Origin of the sequence: Mycobacterium sp. Aquia_213 (genome assembly GCF_026625985.1) — a bacterium.
Classification (GTDB): domain Bacteria; phylum Actinomycetota; class Actinomycetes; order Mycobacteriales; family Mycobacteriaceae; genus Mycobacterium.
In genome coordinates, this window is the sequence record NZ_CP113116.1 from 4,191,347 (window position 1) to 4,206,007 (window position 14,661).

Annotated in this window: 15 protein-coding genes; 8 read left to right on the plus strand and 7 right to left on the minus strand. The window is 65.0% G+C overall.

Translation table 11 applies throughout. From position 1 onward, the window contains the following. Positions 1-112: 112 nt before the first annotated feature. Positions 113-940 carry an oxidoreductase gene (locus LMQ14_RS19435; protein WP_267731147.1) on the plus strand — a complete coding sequence of 276 codons (828 nt, stop codon included), beginning with the start codon at positions 113-115 and terminating at the stop codon, positions 938-940. A 208-nt stretch (positions 941-1,148) separates the two neighbouring features. Here LMQ14_RS19435 and LMQ14_RS19440 read toward each other — a convergent pair whose 3' ends face one another. Continuing rightward, a complete protein-coding gene (locus tag LMQ14_RS19440) occupies positions 1,149-2,723 on the minus strand; it encodes an AMP-binding protein (protein ID WP_267731148.1) in 1,575 nt (524 codons plus the stop codon). A gap of 150 nt (positions 2,724-2,873) precedes the next feature. After that, the gene (locus LMQ14_RS19445) at positions 2,874-3,950 is read right to left on the minus strand and encodes an acyl-CoA dehydrogenase family protein (RefSeq protein WP_267731149.1); all 1,077 of its coding nucleotides are present in this window, start codon (positions 3,948-3,950) and stop codon (positions 2,874-2,876) included. A gap of 400 nt (positions 3,951-4,350) precedes the next feature. Between LMQ14_RS19445 and LMQ14_RS19450 the strand changes: the two genes are divergently transcribed. From LMQ14_RS19450 to LMQ14_RS19470, 5 genes are all read left to right on the plus strand, one after another. After that, positions 4,351-5,370 carry an AraC family transcriptional regulator gene (locus tag LMQ14_RS19450; protein WP_267731150.1) on the plus strand — a complete coding sequence of 340 codons (1,020 nt, stop codon included), beginning with the start codon at positions 4,351-4,353 and terminating at the stop codon, positions 5,368-5,370. Between the two features lie 150 nt (positions 5,371-5,520). Next, positions 5,521-6,729 carry an acetyl-CoA C-acetyltransferase gene (locus LMQ14_RS19455; RefSeq protein WP_420714699.1) on the plus strand — a complete coding sequence of 403 codons (1,209 nt, stop codon included), beginning with the start codon at positions 5,521-5,523 and terminating at the stop codon, positions 6,727-6,729. Positions 6,730-6,736: 7 nt separating this feature from the next. Continuing rightward, a complete protein-coding gene (locus tag LMQ14_RS19460; RefSeq protein ID WP_267731151.1) occupies positions 6,737-7,519 on the plus strand; it encodes an enoyl-CoA hydratase/isomerase family protein in 783 nt (260 codons plus the stop codon). Further along, positions 7,516-8,679, plus strand: coding sequence for a CaiB/BaiF CoA transferase family protein (locus LMQ14_RS19465; RefSeq protein ID WP_267731152.1), 1,164 nt, complete (start codon positions 7,516-7,518; stop codon positions 8,677-8,679). The genes LMQ14_RS19460 and LMQ14_RS19465 overlap by 4 nt, the downstream gene beginning before the upstream one ends. Before the next feature lie 3 nt (positions 8,680-8,682). Continuing rightward, positions 8,683-9,978, plus strand: a complete 1,296-nt coding sequence (locus LMQ14_RS19470) for an acyl-CoA dehydrogenase family protein (protein ID WP_267731153.1) — start codon at positions 8,683-8,685, stop codon at positions 9,976-9,978. Positions 9,979-10,000: 22 nt separating this feature from the next. Here LMQ14_RS19470 and LMQ14_RS19475 read toward each other — a convergent pair whose 3' ends face one another. Next, on the minus strand, positions 10,001-10,450 hold the full coding sequence (locus tag LMQ14_RS19475; protein WP_267731154.1) for a nitroreductase family deazaflavin-dependent oxidoreductase: 450 nt from the start codon (positions 10,448-10,450) through the stop codon (positions 10,001-10,003). 37 nt (positions 10,451-10,487) lie between these two features. Then, positions 10,488-11,168, minus strand: coding sequence for an MspA family porin (locus LMQ14_RS19480; RefSeq protein WP_267735602.1), 681 nt, complete (start codon positions 11,166-11,168; stop codon positions 10,488-10,490). A 196-nt stretch (positions 11,169-11,364) separates the two neighbouring features. On the opposite strand from LMQ14_RS19480, the gene LMQ14_RS19485 reads away from it, so the two are divergent. Then, positions 11,365-11,607 (plus strand): hypothetical protein, encoded by a 243-nt coding sequence (locus tag LMQ14_RS19485; RefSeq protein ID WP_267731155.1) that lies wholly within the window; start codon positions 11,365-11,367, stop codon positions 11,605-11,607. Positions 11,608-11,616: 9 nt separating this feature from the next. On the opposite strand, the gene LMQ14_RS19490 is transcribed toward LMQ14_RS19485, so the two are convergent. Both LMQ14_RS19490 and LMQ14_RS19495 read right to left on the minus strand, forming a co-directional pair. Further along, positions 11,617-12,576 carry a phosphotransferase family protein gene (locus LMQ14_RS19490; protein WP_267731156.1) on the minus strand — a complete coding sequence of 320 codons (960 nt, stop codon included), beginning with the start codon at positions 12,574-12,576 and terminating at the stop codon, positions 11,617-11,619. Continuing rightward, positions 12,576-13,376, minus strand: coding sequence for an SDR family NAD(P)-dependent oxidoreductase (locus LMQ14_RS19495; RefSeq protein WP_267731157.1), 801 nt, complete (start codon positions 13,374-13,376; stop codon positions 12,576-12,578). The genes LMQ14_RS19490 and LMQ14_RS19495 overlap by 1 nt, the downstream gene beginning before the upstream one ends. A 179-nt stretch (positions 13,377-13,555) precedes the next feature. Between LMQ14_RS19495 and LMQ14_RS19500 the strand changes: the two genes are divergently transcribed. After that, a complete protein-coding gene (locus tag LMQ14_RS19500) occupies positions 13,556-14,191 on the plus strand; it encodes an HD domain-containing protein (RefSeq protein WP_267731158.1) in 636 nt (211 codons plus the stop codon). A 7-nt stretch (positions 14,192-14,198) separates the two neighbouring features. On the opposite strand, the gene LMQ14_RS19505 is transcribed toward LMQ14_RS19500, so the two are convergent. Further along, positions 14,199-14,618, minus strand: coding sequence for a DoxX family protein (locus LMQ14_RS19505; protein ID WP_267731159.1), 420 nt, complete (start codon positions 14,616-14,618; stop codon positions 14,199-14,201). Positions 14,619-14,661: the final 43 nt, after the last annotated feature.

Here is a 14,661-nt window from a genome sequence, read left to right on the forward strand (position 1 = left end):
TTCTCATGAAGTGGTGGGCGAACCGGATCCGTTGATTGTGGGCCGCGCGCTGACCGGCTGAGCTAGAAAAGATGCGGTGCTGATTGCGCCACGACACCGAAGAGGACCGCCCATGCAAACCTGGCTCATTACCGGCTGCTCAACCGGACTCGGCCGAGCGCTCGCCGAAGCTGTCATCGATGCCGGCCACCATGCCGTCGTCACCGCACGAGACGCCGCAAAGGTCTCCGACTTGGCAGACATCGCGCCCGATCGGGTGCTGCCCATCGCACTGGACGTCACCGAGCCCGACCAGATCGACTCGGCCGTACAGCAGGCCCAAGAGCGGTTCGGCGGCGTCGACGTGCTGGTCAACAACGCCGGCTACGGTTATCGCGCCGCAGTCGAAGAAGGCGACGACGACGAAGTCCGAACCCTGTTCGAGACGCACTTCTTTGGCGCCGTCGCGATGATCAAGGCCGTCCTGCCCGGCATGCGGGCGCGCCGCAGCGGCGCGATCGTGAACATCTCCTCGATCGGTGCTCAATTGACGCCGGTGGGGTCCGGCTACTACGCCGCCGCGAAGGCAGCGCTGGAGGGGGTAAGTGGCGCGCTTCGCGGCGAGCTGGCCCCACTGGGCATTTCGGTGACCATCGTTGAGCCGGGCGCATTTCGCACCGACTTCGCCGGACGCTCACTCGTCCAGTCGGCCACTGTCATCGACGACTACGCCGGAACCGCCGGACAGCGTCGCAAGGAAAACGACACGATGGACGGCACCCAAGCGGGCGACCCCGCCAAAGCCGGCGCCGCGATCGTTACCGCCGTCGACTCCAGCGAGCCGCCCGCGTTCCTGCTGCTGGGGCCCGACGCGCTCGCGTTCTATCGCTACACGGCCGACGCCCGCGCGAGCGAAATCGCGAAATGGGAACAACTGACCGCCGGCACCAACTTCGGCTGAACGCCCGCGTCAACGCCGATCGTCGGAGGCGATGCGTTTGGCAAGCACCCGTGAGTGTTTCGCCACATAACCGATCAATCCGGGCCGGGTCAAGATCCCGTGGAAATACCGTCCATCGGCCGCGGGTGCCGGCGCCAAATGAACAGGTACGCCATCGAAACCGAGCACGACGCCGCGGTCACCCATATCGTGCCCTTTCGTTAGCTCGTCATGGTTGGCGCGCGCGCAGATCCTTGCGCAGAATCTTGCCTGTCGGCGACTTCGGAATCTTTTCGACGAACTCGACCTGGCGAATCTTCTTGTAAGGAGCGACTTTTCCTGCGACGAAGTCGATGACCTCACCTTTCGAGAGTGCGACGCCACCCTGCCGCACCACGTATGCCTTCGGGATCTCCTCACCCGAAACGTTGTGGATGACACCGACAACCGCGACGTCGGCGATACCCGGGTGGGTCAACAGGAGCGCCTCGAGTTCGGCGGGTGCGACCTGATAACCCTTGTACTTGATGAGCTCCTTGAGCCGGTCCACGATGTACACGCAGCCCGCGGCGTCCACTCGCGCCAGATCACCGGTATGGAGGAAGCCGTCGGCATCGATGATCTCCGCGGTCGCGGCAGCGTTTCCCAGATAGCCGGCCATCACATTGGGTCCGCGGAAGCAGAGCTCGCCCGGCTCACTCAAGCCCGAAGCGGGAACAGGTATTTCGTCCCCGGTCTCGATGTCGACGATCTTGCTCTCCGAGTTCGGCACGGTCCACCCACAGGAGCTGACGGGAGCCTCTACGCCCGCGGGATGCCGACCTTCCAGCGGAATCACGTGGCTGGCCGGACTTAATTCGGTCATCCCATATGCCTGCACGACGCGGCAGCCGAGTCGCTGCGTCACCGCCTTGGCCAATTCTTCGTCCAGCGGCGCGGCCGCCGACGTGAGGGTGTGCAGCGAAGACAGGTCGAAGGAATCGACCATCGGGTCTTTGGCTAACGCGACGGCCACCGGCGGCACGATGTAAGCCTGTGTGACGCGGTACTTCTGGATGGCAGCCAGAAATTCGCCCAGGTCGAAGGCCGGCATCACGATCAGCCGCGCTCGGTCTCGCAGCGCGGCACACAACAGCCCGGTCAATCCGTAGCTGTGAAAGAAAGGAACCACCGCGATCAGTGTCTCATCGGGACCCACGCCTGACACTGGGTGCAATTGGGCTACGTTGGCGACGAGGTTGCGATGGGTCAGCATCACACCCTTGGGTTTTCCGGTGGTCCCCGAGCTGAAGGGAAGCACCGCCACATGTGTCGCGGCATCGAAATCGATCTCCGGACCGCCACTGCCCGTTGGGTTTACGCAAACGTCAATATCGAGCAGCAGAACATCGATACCGGTGAGGCCGGCCGCTTCCTCGGCCTGCGTCCGAAATCGTGATGCCGCGATCAACAGTCGCGCACCCGAATCCCGTAACTGACGCACGATCTCGTCCACGGTGGACAACACGTTGATCGGCGTGGCCGTTGCGCCGGCCCGCAGGATTCCGTGCAGGGCCGCCGCGAACGCCGCACTGTTCGACGACAGCAGCGCCACTACGTCGCCCACACCGATCCCCCGCTGCGCCAATACGCCGGCGAAGGACTGGATCTGGGCGACCAGCGCGCGGTAGCTCAGTTCGGTTCCGGTTGCGGTCTCGACAAGGGCAACACGATCGCCGTCGGCCTCGCCGAGGTCGCCGAACACGTAGTCGTACACCCCGGTGTCCGGGATGACGACGTCGGGAAAGGGGCTTACGAAATTCATGATTCCTCCGCATCAGGGATGATTTCAGTCGCGGCCGGCTTAGATGATCTTGTCGGTCAGACCAATTGGGTTGGTGAAGATGACCTCGTGGCTTAGCGGCACCTGGACCCGCCTCGGCCACCCTGCAGACAACGTCGACATTCCTACCCCTCACACCAGCGGAGCGATACGTTCGGACACGCCCAGCAGTGACTTTCCGTAGATCTCGTAACCGACGAAGGAATTCAATGCAGCGTGTCGCGCCGCGACGTTGGCATCGCGCCAATACTGCTGCATTGCACTGGAATCGGCGAAGCTTCCCGCCCCGTGGACATTGATCAGCGTCTGTATCGCTTCGAGTACTTGCCGGGCTGCGTAGCCGCACTGCGCACGCGCTTGAGCACGAAGCGGATACCCCGCTTCGCCGTTGACGATCTCGCCCGCATCCAATGCGTCGGCGACCTCGTAGGCGTGCAGCCTGGCGGTCCGCAGTTTGAGTTCCGCCTCGGCGACCTGTATCTGCACACCCGCCGAATCACTCTGGTGGACAAAGGATGTGTTGGACAGTGACTTCGACGGAGCCGTTTGAAGCACCAGGTCGACAGCCGCTTGACCAAGACCGAGCAGCGGCCCCACCAGAAGCAGGGCGGCCATCGGCGCCAACGGAAGCCGATACCCGGATTCACTTCCCGACATCCCCCCGCTCGCCAATGTCTCGAAAGCGATCGCGCGGTGTTTCGGCACGAAAACCTCTTCGGCCAACAATGTTTGGCTCGCCGTGCCGCGCATACCGGCCGTGTGCCAGGTGTCGCGCAGTCGCACTTCGGACGCCGGCACGAAGCACAGAAAGGTCTCCATGCCGGCGTTGTCCTGATCGGGCACCACGACGCCAATGGATGCCCAGTCGGCATGCGGTGCACCCGACGCGTACGACCAGCTTCCGCTGACCGAGAATCCGCCATCCACCCGGCGCGCGCTGCCCGGGGCCAGTCCGCCGGCGATCCGGGAGTCGGGCGCACCGAAGATCTCGGATTGGGCCTGCTCCGAGCCATGCCTCGCCACGACCGCTGCCGTGGCTCCGATGCTCACCAACCATGCCGCCGATCCGTTTGCCTGCCCGAGCGTTTCAGCGATCTCGAGCATCGTCCGTTGCCGGGCGTGTACACCCCCGAATCGGCCCGGCTTGAGCAAGCGGAAAAAGCCGGCGTCGGTCAGGGCATCAATCGCCTCGTCCGGCAGCTTGCGCATGGCTTCACTTGCCAACGTGCTTTCGCGAAGCAGCGGCTGCAATCGCACCGCGCCCGCCAACAGTTCCTCGTGTGATGCGGGACACTGTGCTGGCGATGTAGTCATCTCACTCCGATCGCATATCCGAAATCCGTTGTCGGGTAACGCTTTCACAGCGAGGCTAGAGCCGCTAGAGCCGCGATACCTCTTATCAGTACAGTTCGCGCAACGTTTGAGACACTTTGCTACGCGTACTTAGGTTCGGCCTCCTACCGAGGCCGGCAATCCGCGAATTCTGGAAAGTGCCCGAACCGCAATCGATGTGACGTCCGCCACATTAAGCGATCCGTACAGGCACTCGCCGCGAATGCCCGAGTAGTCCGGTCAACCGGACTGCGAAGCAGCAGAAGCGGAGTTCGAAATGGGCGAGAAAAGCCAACCGTCTATCGGTACGGAACTCAAGACAACCGACGCCTTCAAGCAAGTCGCCAAATTCTTTCCGTGTCTGCAAACGCTCGGCCCCGCGGACCGTCGGAAGCCGTTTTCGCTGACCCAACGCGCCGGCATCGTCGAGCCGATTACGGTCATTGACCTGGCCTTCAACGTGGATGCCTGTATCCACTGCACTCACGACCGACCGTTTTACCAAGTCAATATTCTCGCGTCCGGACAAATGGAGCTATTCCAGCGCGGCTCCTCGATTACCTATGCGCCCGGTCTTGCCACTATTTGCCTGCCCGAGGGAGAACTGCGCGTTCCTCGCTGGCATGCGGGCTGCCGAATGATTGCATTGCGGGTGAGCCGCAATGCGCTCGAGGACACGCTCAGCGAGGCGCTCGGACGCCCGTTGACCACACAGATCGAATTCAAGCCGTCCATGGTCACCACCAAAGGGCCCGCCCGCAGCTGGATGCACATGTTCACCGTGTTCGCCCAGGAACTCTTTCGAACTGACAGCGCTCTGGCACAACCGCTGGTGGCAACGCCTTTCGTGGACAGCTTGCTCCATGCACTGCTGCTCGCCGCGGACCACCCCTACCGGGCCACACTCGCAGAACGTACCAAACTTGTTGCACCCCTTACTATTCGACCCGCAGTCGACATCATCGAGTCGGAGCCCCAGCTGCCCCTGACGGTTGCATCCCTGGCTGCCGAATGTCACGTCAGCTCGCGCGCCCTGCAGCAGAGCTTCATTCGCCACATGGGCATGTCGCCGACGACTTACCTTCGGCAGGTGCGGTTGAGGCGCGCACATCAGCAACTGCTCGAGTCCGATCCCTCGGTCGAAACGGTGGCCTCGATCGCCAAGCGCTGGGGATACTCCAACCCGGGACGGTTCGCCGCGGCACACGCCAGCCGATACGGCGAAACACCGGCGGCGACGCTGCGTCGGTCGGGGCGGTCAACCGCCCTGTCGCAGCACGGCGCCGCCACGGCGTAACCACCGGCCTGATCTCCCGACGGGACCCGAGAATGGCTTCGCTATTTTGGAGAGGGTTATTCTCCAAAGTCGAGAGACGGATTACGATCAGTACGAATCCGCCGTATCGAACCCCTCGCACAACGATCGGAGCCCAACATCGACGCCTGGATTCTCGACGCGGTACGCACGCCGCGCGGGCGGGGCCGCCCGGACGGCGGACTGCACGACGTACATCCGCAGACGCTGTTCGCCACCTGCCTGACGGCGCTGGCGAAACGTACCGGTTTCGACCCCGCGAACGTCGATGACGTGATCGCCGGCAACGGCATCCTGTCCGGTGACCACGGTGACGACATCGCGCGCCTGTCGGTTCTGCTGGCGGGCTGGCCCGAGACCGTGCCGGGGATGACGCTGAACCGCTTCTGCGGTTCGGGTCAGCAAGCGGTCACCGTCGCGGCGTCCTCGATCGCTGCGGGCGCCGACGATCTGGTGATCGCCGGCGGAGTCGAATCGATGTCACGGTGGGACGTCACGGCCGGAGTGCCGACGATCGACGGCAACAACGCCGACTTGCGGGCGCTCCATCCGACTGTTCCGCAAGGTATTTCGGCGGATCTCATCGCGACCCTCGAGGGTTTCACCCGCGAGGTCGTCGACACCTACGCCGCACTGAGCCAGAACCGCGCCGCCGCCGCGATCGACGAGGGACGATTCGATCGCTCCCTGGTCGAAGTGGCCACACCCGACGGTGCAGTCGCCCGCGACGAGCACCCTCGCCCCGGGACCTCCGCCGAGACCCTGGCGCGCCTGCGGCCGGCGTTCGCGGCGATGGGCGCGACAGGTGTCGACGGTGAGCACCGCACGTTCGACGAGATCTGCCTTCAGCGCTACCCCGGCATCGACCACGTCGACCACGTTCATCACGCGGGAAATTCCTCGGGGGTGGTCGACGGCGCGGCGGCCGTGTTGCTCGCGTCGCCGAACTGGGCGCGCGCCAACGGTGTACAACCGCGCGGTCAGATCCGGGCCGCCGCCGCGATCGGCAGTGAACCGATCATCATGCTCACCGCACCCGGGCCGGCCGCGCAGCGCTGCCTGCAGCGGGCCGGCATGACCGTGGCGGACATCGACCTATGGGAGATCAACGAAGCATTCGCCGCCGTCCCCCTCAAGACAATCCGCGACCTCGACATCGATCCCGACCGGGTCAATGTCAACGGAGGCGCGATCGCACTGGGCCACCCGATCGGCGCGACCGGCGCGATGCTGATCGGGACCGTCCTCGATGAACTCGAACGCCGGGACCTGACAACAGGACTGGTGACGATGTGTACCGGCGGCGGCATGGGCACCGCGACGATCATCGAGCGGGTGTGACCCGAATATGACCAAGCCGAGCACGCTCGACCTCGACCGGCCGCGCGACGGCGTCGTCGTCCTGCGGCTGAACCGCCCCGAGCGGCTCAACGCCATCAACGAGGTCATGCAAAACGAATTGACGCAGTTCCTAGCCGATTTGGCCGACGACAGCGCGGCGCGCGCCGTCGTTCTCACCGGCGCCGGTCGGGGCTTTTGCGCCGGGCTCGATGTGCGCGACTTCGGGCCCAGCATGCTCGAGGCCAGCGCACCCGCGCTGGACCGGATGCGGTTTCAGGAGGGGATGGCCGCACTGGCCGAAGCCCTGCGTGCGCTGCCCCAGCCCGTCATCGCTGCGGTCAACGGCCCGTGCGTGGGCGCGGGATTCGCGCTGTGCCTCGCCTCTGACATTCGAATCTGTTCGACGGCAGCATCATTCGGAAACGCCGCGATCCTGCTCGGGTTGTCGGGCGCTGAGATGGGCATGAGTTACCACTTGCCCCGCATCGTCGGGACCAGTGTCGCTGCCGACTGGATGCTCACCGGCCGTACGGTATCGGCGGCCGAGGCCGACCGGCGCGGTCTGATCAGCGAGCTCGTCGAGCCGGATCGGCTGACCGACCGTGCGGTCGAGTTGGCATCGCTGATCGCCGACCTGTCGCCGCTGGGCGTGCAGCTGACCAAGCGTGCGCTGCAAGTCAACACCGATGCGCCGAATCTGTCCTCGGCGCTGGAGCTGGAGAACCGCAATCAGGTGATCTCGCACGCCACCGAGGAAGCGGCCGCCCGCCGGCAGAAGTGGTCCAAGTGAGCGGTCCGCTGCGCGGGGTCCGCATCGTGATGATGGGCGGGCTCGGACCGGCCCCGTTCTGCGGGATGTTGTTGGGAGACTTGGGCGCAGACGTCGTCCGCGTCGATACCCTCGCGGGCGTTGACGGTCCACTCCCCGTCGACTACACGGTCCGCCGTAGCCAGCGCTCGGTTGCCGTCGACGTGAAAGATCCCCGCGGCCGCGACCTCGTCCACCGACTGGTCGCCGACGCCGATGCCTTCGTCGACGTGTACCGCCCGGGCGTGGCCGAACGGCTGGGCATTGGCCCCGATGCGCTGCGGACGCACAATCCTCGTCTCGTGTACGCACGCATGACCGGCTATGGCCAGGACGGACCGCTGGCCGGGCATGCCGGCCACGACATCAATTACCTCGCGCTGGCCGGTGCCCTGCACGGCATCGGCACCGCCGAAACACCCATTCCGCCACTCAATTTGGTCGCCGACTACGGCGGCGGCGGAATGCTGCTGGCGGTCGGCCTGCTCAGCGCGATTCTGGAGGCCCGCGAGTCGGGCGAGGGTCAGGTGCTCGACGTTGCGATGGTCGACGGCGTCGCAACCCTGCTGGCACCGTACTTCGGGATGGTGCCCGCCGGCACCTGGCGCGACCGCCGCCAGGACAACCTGCTCGACGGTGCCGCGCATTTTTACGGCGCCTACGCCACCGCGGATGGACAGCACATCGCTGTCGGCGCGATGGAACCCAAGTTCTACACCGAACTCTGCGATCGTCTTGGCGTCGACGTGCCGCACGACGACGACGAGCCGGACACCTGGGCCGCACACCGCGCGGCACTGGCCGCTCGCTTCGCCGAGAAGTCTCGCGGCGAGTGGGAACAACTCCTCGACTCACCGGGATGCTGTGCGACACCGGTGCTTTCGCTATCGGAAGCGCCCCGGCACCCACACCTCGTCACCCGGGAAACCTTCCTGGCCGTCGACGGGATCACCCAGCCCGCGCCCGCTCCACGCTTCTCGCGTACCAGGCCCGATGCGCCCTCGTCGCCGTCGTTGCCGGGCGACCACACGCACGCCTTGCTGCGCGAGATGGGATTCGATGAGCGCGCCGTCACCGAACTGGTGCACGCCGGCATCGTGGGACAAAGCGTGGCGCAAAGCGTTGACGAACGAAGGGAATGACTGATGTCGTGGGATTTCTCCACTGATCCGGAGTGGGCACAACAACTTGAATGGGTCGAGGACTTCGTGCGCACCGAGTGCGAGCCCATCGACCTGATCGTCAAGGAGTCGCACGACCTCAACGATCCAGTGCGCCAGGCGCTGATCCCCCCGCTGCAGGAGATCGTCAAGGACCGCGGGCTGTGGGCCACTCACCTCGGTCCGCATCTGGGTGGCCCTGGCTTCGGTCAGGTGAAGCTGGCTCTGCTCAACGAGATTCTGGGTCGCTCGGAATGCGCGCCGATCGTGTTCGGTTCGCAGGCACCCGATTCCGGCAACAGCGAGATCCTCGCGCACTACGGCACGCCCGAGCTCAAGTCGCGTTACCTCGAGCCGTTGCTGGATAACCGCATCGTGTCCTGCTTCTCGATGACCGAACCGCAGGGCGGCGCCGACCCGAAGGTGTTCACCACGTCCGCGGTCCCCGACGGCGAGCACTGGATCATCAACGGGGAGAAGTGGTTCTCGTCGTTCGCCTCGATGGCGTCGTTCATCATCGTGATGGCGATGACCGACCCGGATGCGCCGCCGTATCAACGCTATTCGATGTTCGTCGTCCCCGGTGACACGCCCGGCATCAACGTGATGCGCGACGTCGGACTGGGGTATCAGCCCGCCGGCGGCGGGCGCGAGGGCTACGTCCGTTACGAGAACGTGCGGGTGCCGGCCGATCACATGCTGGGCCCGCGGGGTGGCGCGTTCGTCGTGGCGCAAACCCGTCTCGGCGGCGGTCGCATCCACCACGCGATGCGCACGGTCGGCCTGGTTCGCCGAATCTTCGACATGCTCTGTGAGCGGGCCGTGTCCCGCTACACCCAGGGCGAGGTGCTCTCCAACAAGCAACTCGTGCAGGAGATGATCGCCGACTCCTGGATGGAGATCGAAGCATTCCGGCTGCTGACCCTTCAAACCGCTTGGAAGATCGATCAATTCAACGACTACAAGGCGGTGCGCGCCGATATCTCGGCGGTCAAGGCGATGATGCAGAAGGTGCTGCATGACGTGTCAGCGCGGGCGCTTCAGCTACACGGTTCGTTGGGCACCACGCATGAGATGCCGTTTGTGCAATACCTGGTGGAATCCTTCGTACTCGGCCTCGCCGACGGCCCGACCGAAGTGCACAAGGTGACGCTGGCCCGCATGTTGCTCAAAGACCGGCAGCCCGCGCCCGATCTGTTCCCCTCCGAACACCTGCTGCGGCTGCGGGCGGCCGCCGAGGCCAGGTTCGCCGACAAGCTGGCGGGCATCCCCCGCGGCTAAACCGCTTCGGTAGCGCCGTCGATCATGACGACGATTGCTGCGGCACCAGGGCAAGAACGGGAATCGTTCGGGTGGTTTTGCGTTCGTAGTCGGCGAAGCCCGGATACCGCGAGGCTTGAACGGCGTATGTCTGGTCGCGTTCGGCACCATGCAGTTCGACGGCGTGAACGTCGACGAGATCGTCCCCTACCTCAATCTTTGCGTCGGGGTGAGCCACGAGATTGTGGTACCACGCCGGGTTACGGTCGGCGCCGGCCGCGGATGCGAACACCAGGTAGCGCTGACCGTCGGCCAGGTACATCATCGGATTCACTCGTTCCTCGCCGCTACGAGCTCCCTTGCTATGCAACAGCAGCACCGGTGCGCCTTCGAACTGTCCGCCGAGCCGGCCGTGGTTGGCGCGGAACTCTTCGATGTTGCGACGGTTGAAATCGTCGTCGGTCACGATGCCTCCCCAAAACGCCTCACCCATTGAGTTATTGGATTGTATCCGGGCAGGCGGCTGGTGCTCAGACGGCTGTGGTCACGCCGACATAGGACAACACCACGTCGGACAGATCGGTCATTCGGGTCATCGTCGCGTAGGAGCGGATGAACGACTGGCCCACGCAACCGTCGATCTTGACGTGGAAGTTGCTGATCATCACCCAGGGATTGGAGCCCCTGAACTGCTTTTTGGTCACCGGCACGACGATCACGAAGCCGGGCTTGAGCCCCACGTTGATCGAGCCGCCCACCGGGGTGGAAAGCACCGGCAGGAAGTTTCCCGGTACGGGAATCAGGCCCGTGAAACCGAGCGACGGTGTGAGGCCGGCATTACCGCCTAACTCGACGCCGTTGGACGTGCTCATGTCGATGCCGCAACCGATCTCGTAACCCACTTCGAGGAGGCCCTGCGCCTGTTCGGGGCCCCGCAGCGAACCGACGAATATTCCACTGGACAGGTACTCGCGAGACGAGACGGCGGTGGTCAGGGGTGCCACGGGAACTTGCATCTCGTCCTTGGCGCCGAGGCCCAGGATCCAGCCGTCGGGTGTATTGACGGTCGCGGGAGGATTCGAGGGCACCCGCCCGTCGTTGGCTCCCGTCGCGGCAACTGGCTCGGCCTGTGGATCGCCACCCGCCGCCGGAGCCACGATCACCGACATCGCGACGCACGCGGCAACCACCGCAGCACGACGTACGACCAGGGCAATCGGCCTCACGGGCAACAAGGTATCCGCCGAAATATTCGAGGCGGAGAACTCGCTGGCCGGTCCGGCGAAGTTGTGTTGCGTTCGTAACTGATATGCGATGTCGGCCCGGCACGCTGGCCATGCCCCCCATAGCCGGTCAGATCGCTAGAATTGTGGGAGCGATACCCGGCAAACGACAGAGAGGGCGGCGATGAAGACTCGGTCCTACGCCGGCATGCTGCTTGCCGGCGCGATCGGCGCGGCGCTCGTGGGCGGTACCGGGGTGGCGCAGGCCGACCCCTCGACCCCGCCGATGCCGCCGACATTGAACCAACTGGAAACGGTGGACGATCCCGGACTGTTCACCAACCCGGCCGATCGGGGCCGTCCGCTGGAGAAGAACTGGGACGGTTTCGGAATGTATTGCCAAAATATTTTTGTCCGGTGCGGGTAATCGCCGCGCTCACTGCACCATCGACCGCGCCCGCTCGAGCAGCCGTGGCAACGCAGGCGCCATCGCTTCCCACTCTTCGCGCGGCGCACTCCTTCGGCGGTTGTGTTTGACGATCAGCGACCAGGTCGCCGCCGACTTGAAACAGGCCAGCGCGCTGAACCAGGCCAGGTCGGCGACCTCGTGCCCCAGCTCATCTTGGTAGATCGCGGCGAGTTCGGCGATCGGCGGTGCCATGCCGGCGGCGGCCGGAACACGTTGGTACGTCTCGGGATCGCAGTTGATCAGAAACCAGCCCGCATCGATTCGCGGATCACCGATCGACCAGATCTCCCAATCGATCACCGCATTGACACTCGCCCCAGCCGCCATCAGATTGCCCAGCCGGAAGTCACCGTGTACCACGCTGGGCGCGATAGCGTTTGGCGCACAACGCAATAACGCATCGCGAACACGCTGCCAGCCGGGGACGAGTGCCGCATCGACGGTCCGCAAGGTCTGGCACCAGCGCTCGACCTCCGAGACCGGATCGATGACCGGTTCCCCACCCAGCCCGAGACCGCTCGGCGACAGACTGTGCAGCGCGGCCATGGCCCGGCACGCATTGCGGTAGCGTTCGGCCATCTCCGGCGAAGGCGGGCACCCGTCGAACAGCGGCTCGACGCAGTCACCGTCGACATGGGACATCACGAACAGCGGCGGGATCAGGGGTGGATCTCCCGGATGCTCCCACAGCACCTCGGGCACCGGAACCCTAGTCGCGGCAAGCGCTTTGAGAATGCGGGACTGGCGCAACACGTCGCGGTGCGCGATCGGCTCGACCCCCGGCGGCGCGAGCTTGATGACCACCGGGTTACCGGATCGCGCACCCCGAAAGGTGAAGCTGGAAGCGCCACCGGCCAGCGCGGTGACGTCGGTGACGTCGGCAGCCGCGAGTCGCCGGCGCAGCTCGTCGAGATCGACCTCGACCATCAGCCGGCGGGCTGAAACCAGCCGACCTCGGCGAGGAAGGTCTGGGTATGCGCGATGCGACCGGTCAGGGTTTTCGGGTCTCCCGTGCACAACCGGAACGCCGTCTCGGTGATCAGCTCGATGTCCTCGGTGTCCGTCTTGGCCAGGTCGAGGGTGCCCGCCCCCGGGGTCGCGACGGGATTGGACGGAGCGGCGGCGTTGACGGCGATGCCGTCGTCATACAGTTCTGCGGCAAGGCTTTTCGTTAGCCGGTTGAGCGCGGCCTTGACTGTCCCGTAGATGCCGAAGCCGGCGGTTCGGTCGAATTCGGAGAAGGGCGGGCCGGGCGGGAGATCGCCGCCGACCGAGGTCAGGTTCAGAATCCAGCCCCGCCCGCGGTCGCGCATCGCGGGAATTGCCAACTGGCTCAGCTGCAATGGACCGAGGACATGCATTTCCATCATCAGCCGGGCACGCCGTTCGGGAAACGCGTCGAGGGGCCGTAGGAAGGTGACCGCGGCATTGTTCACCAGGATGTCCGGCGCGCCGACAGTGTCCACCACTTCACCGAACAGCCGCTCGCGTTCCTCGGCTTGGGACAGATCTGCTTGCACGGCGATGGCCCGGCCTCCCGCGGCCACGATCTCGTCGACCGTCTCGCGTAGCGATCCGTGGTATTTGGGATCGGGGTCCATCGTGCGCGCGGTCAGCGCGACCGTGGCGCCTCGCGCGGCCAACCGTGCGGCGATCGCCTTACCCAACCCTCGGCTGCTGCCGGTGACCAGGGCCACCAATCCGTCGCATCGTTGGTTCGCGGTCATCGTCGAGCCTCCTCGGGACGGTCCGGTAGACGGAAATGGCTTCTCCAATATAGAGAATGTCATTATCACTGATTTATCCGGACTACAAGCGCGGTGCCCGGGCACCGTGGCCTAAATCGTGGGGATTGCGTCTTTTTAGCCACTCACGACATGGCGAGGGCGGCCCTTACGTTCTGTTCATGCAGGTCATATCGACTCTTCCCGACACTTCCGTCGCACAAGCCGCCATCCGGCTGGCGCAGTCGACCGAGGCGGCGTCCGTCTTCAACCACAGCGTGCGCAGTTACCTGTTCGGTGAACTGGTCGCCGCACACGAAGGCATGCGCGCGGGCGCGGACTACGACGGGGACGCCCTGTTTCTGGGCTGCGTGCTCCACGATCTCGGTGCCGGCTCCGCGGCGGCGGGCAAGCAGAGGTTCGAAGTCGAAGGCGCCGACCTGGCGGCGGCCCTGCTGACCGACCACGGCTGCGAGCGCGCGCTGGTGGACGCCGTGTGGGAGGCCATTGCCCTGCACACGTCAATGGGCATCGCCGACCGGCGCGGAGCGCTGTGCCACCTGGTGCGCAGCGGTGTCGGCGTGGATTTCGGCCGCGACGCCGAGTTCATCGACGAGGACATTGCCGCCGGGATCCACACCCGCTATCCGCGGCTAGCCATGGCGAGCACGCTGATGGATGCGATCGTCGCGCAGGCACAGCGCAGCCCCGAGGCAGCGCCGCCCTACACCTTCCCCAACCAGGTGCTGCGTGAACGCCAGACCGACGGCGTCACCCTGCTGGAACTGGCCGCCTCGCATGGCCGCTGGGGCGACTGAGTCCGATTCAGCGTCGACGCCGAGCGTCGATCGAATAGCGACCCCCGCCGACAAAGACCAACAGGAAAAAGCCAAAGCAGAACAGAATCGCCGGCGTTCCGCCGTTGCCGGCCGGTGGATCACCGATGGGCCACCACGCCTTCGGTTGATGCATCCAGAAGTAGGCCACCGCCATGTGACCGGAAGCGATGAATGCCGCTGCGCGAGTGAATAACCCGGCACCGACCAGAAGACCCGTCACGAGTTCGATGACGCCGGCATACCAACCCGGCCAGGTCCCGACGTCCTCGGGCGATATCGTGCGGACGGGCCAGCCGAACAACAGCATCGAGCCATAGCCGGCGAACAGGAATCCATAGACCAACCGGAACAGGCTCAGCACGATCGGCGTGTAGCCGGCCAGCCGGTGGTCGAGTTTTGTCGTCACAAGGCAAACCTTACGGACGTCGTCCAGGTGAAACGTGGTGTAG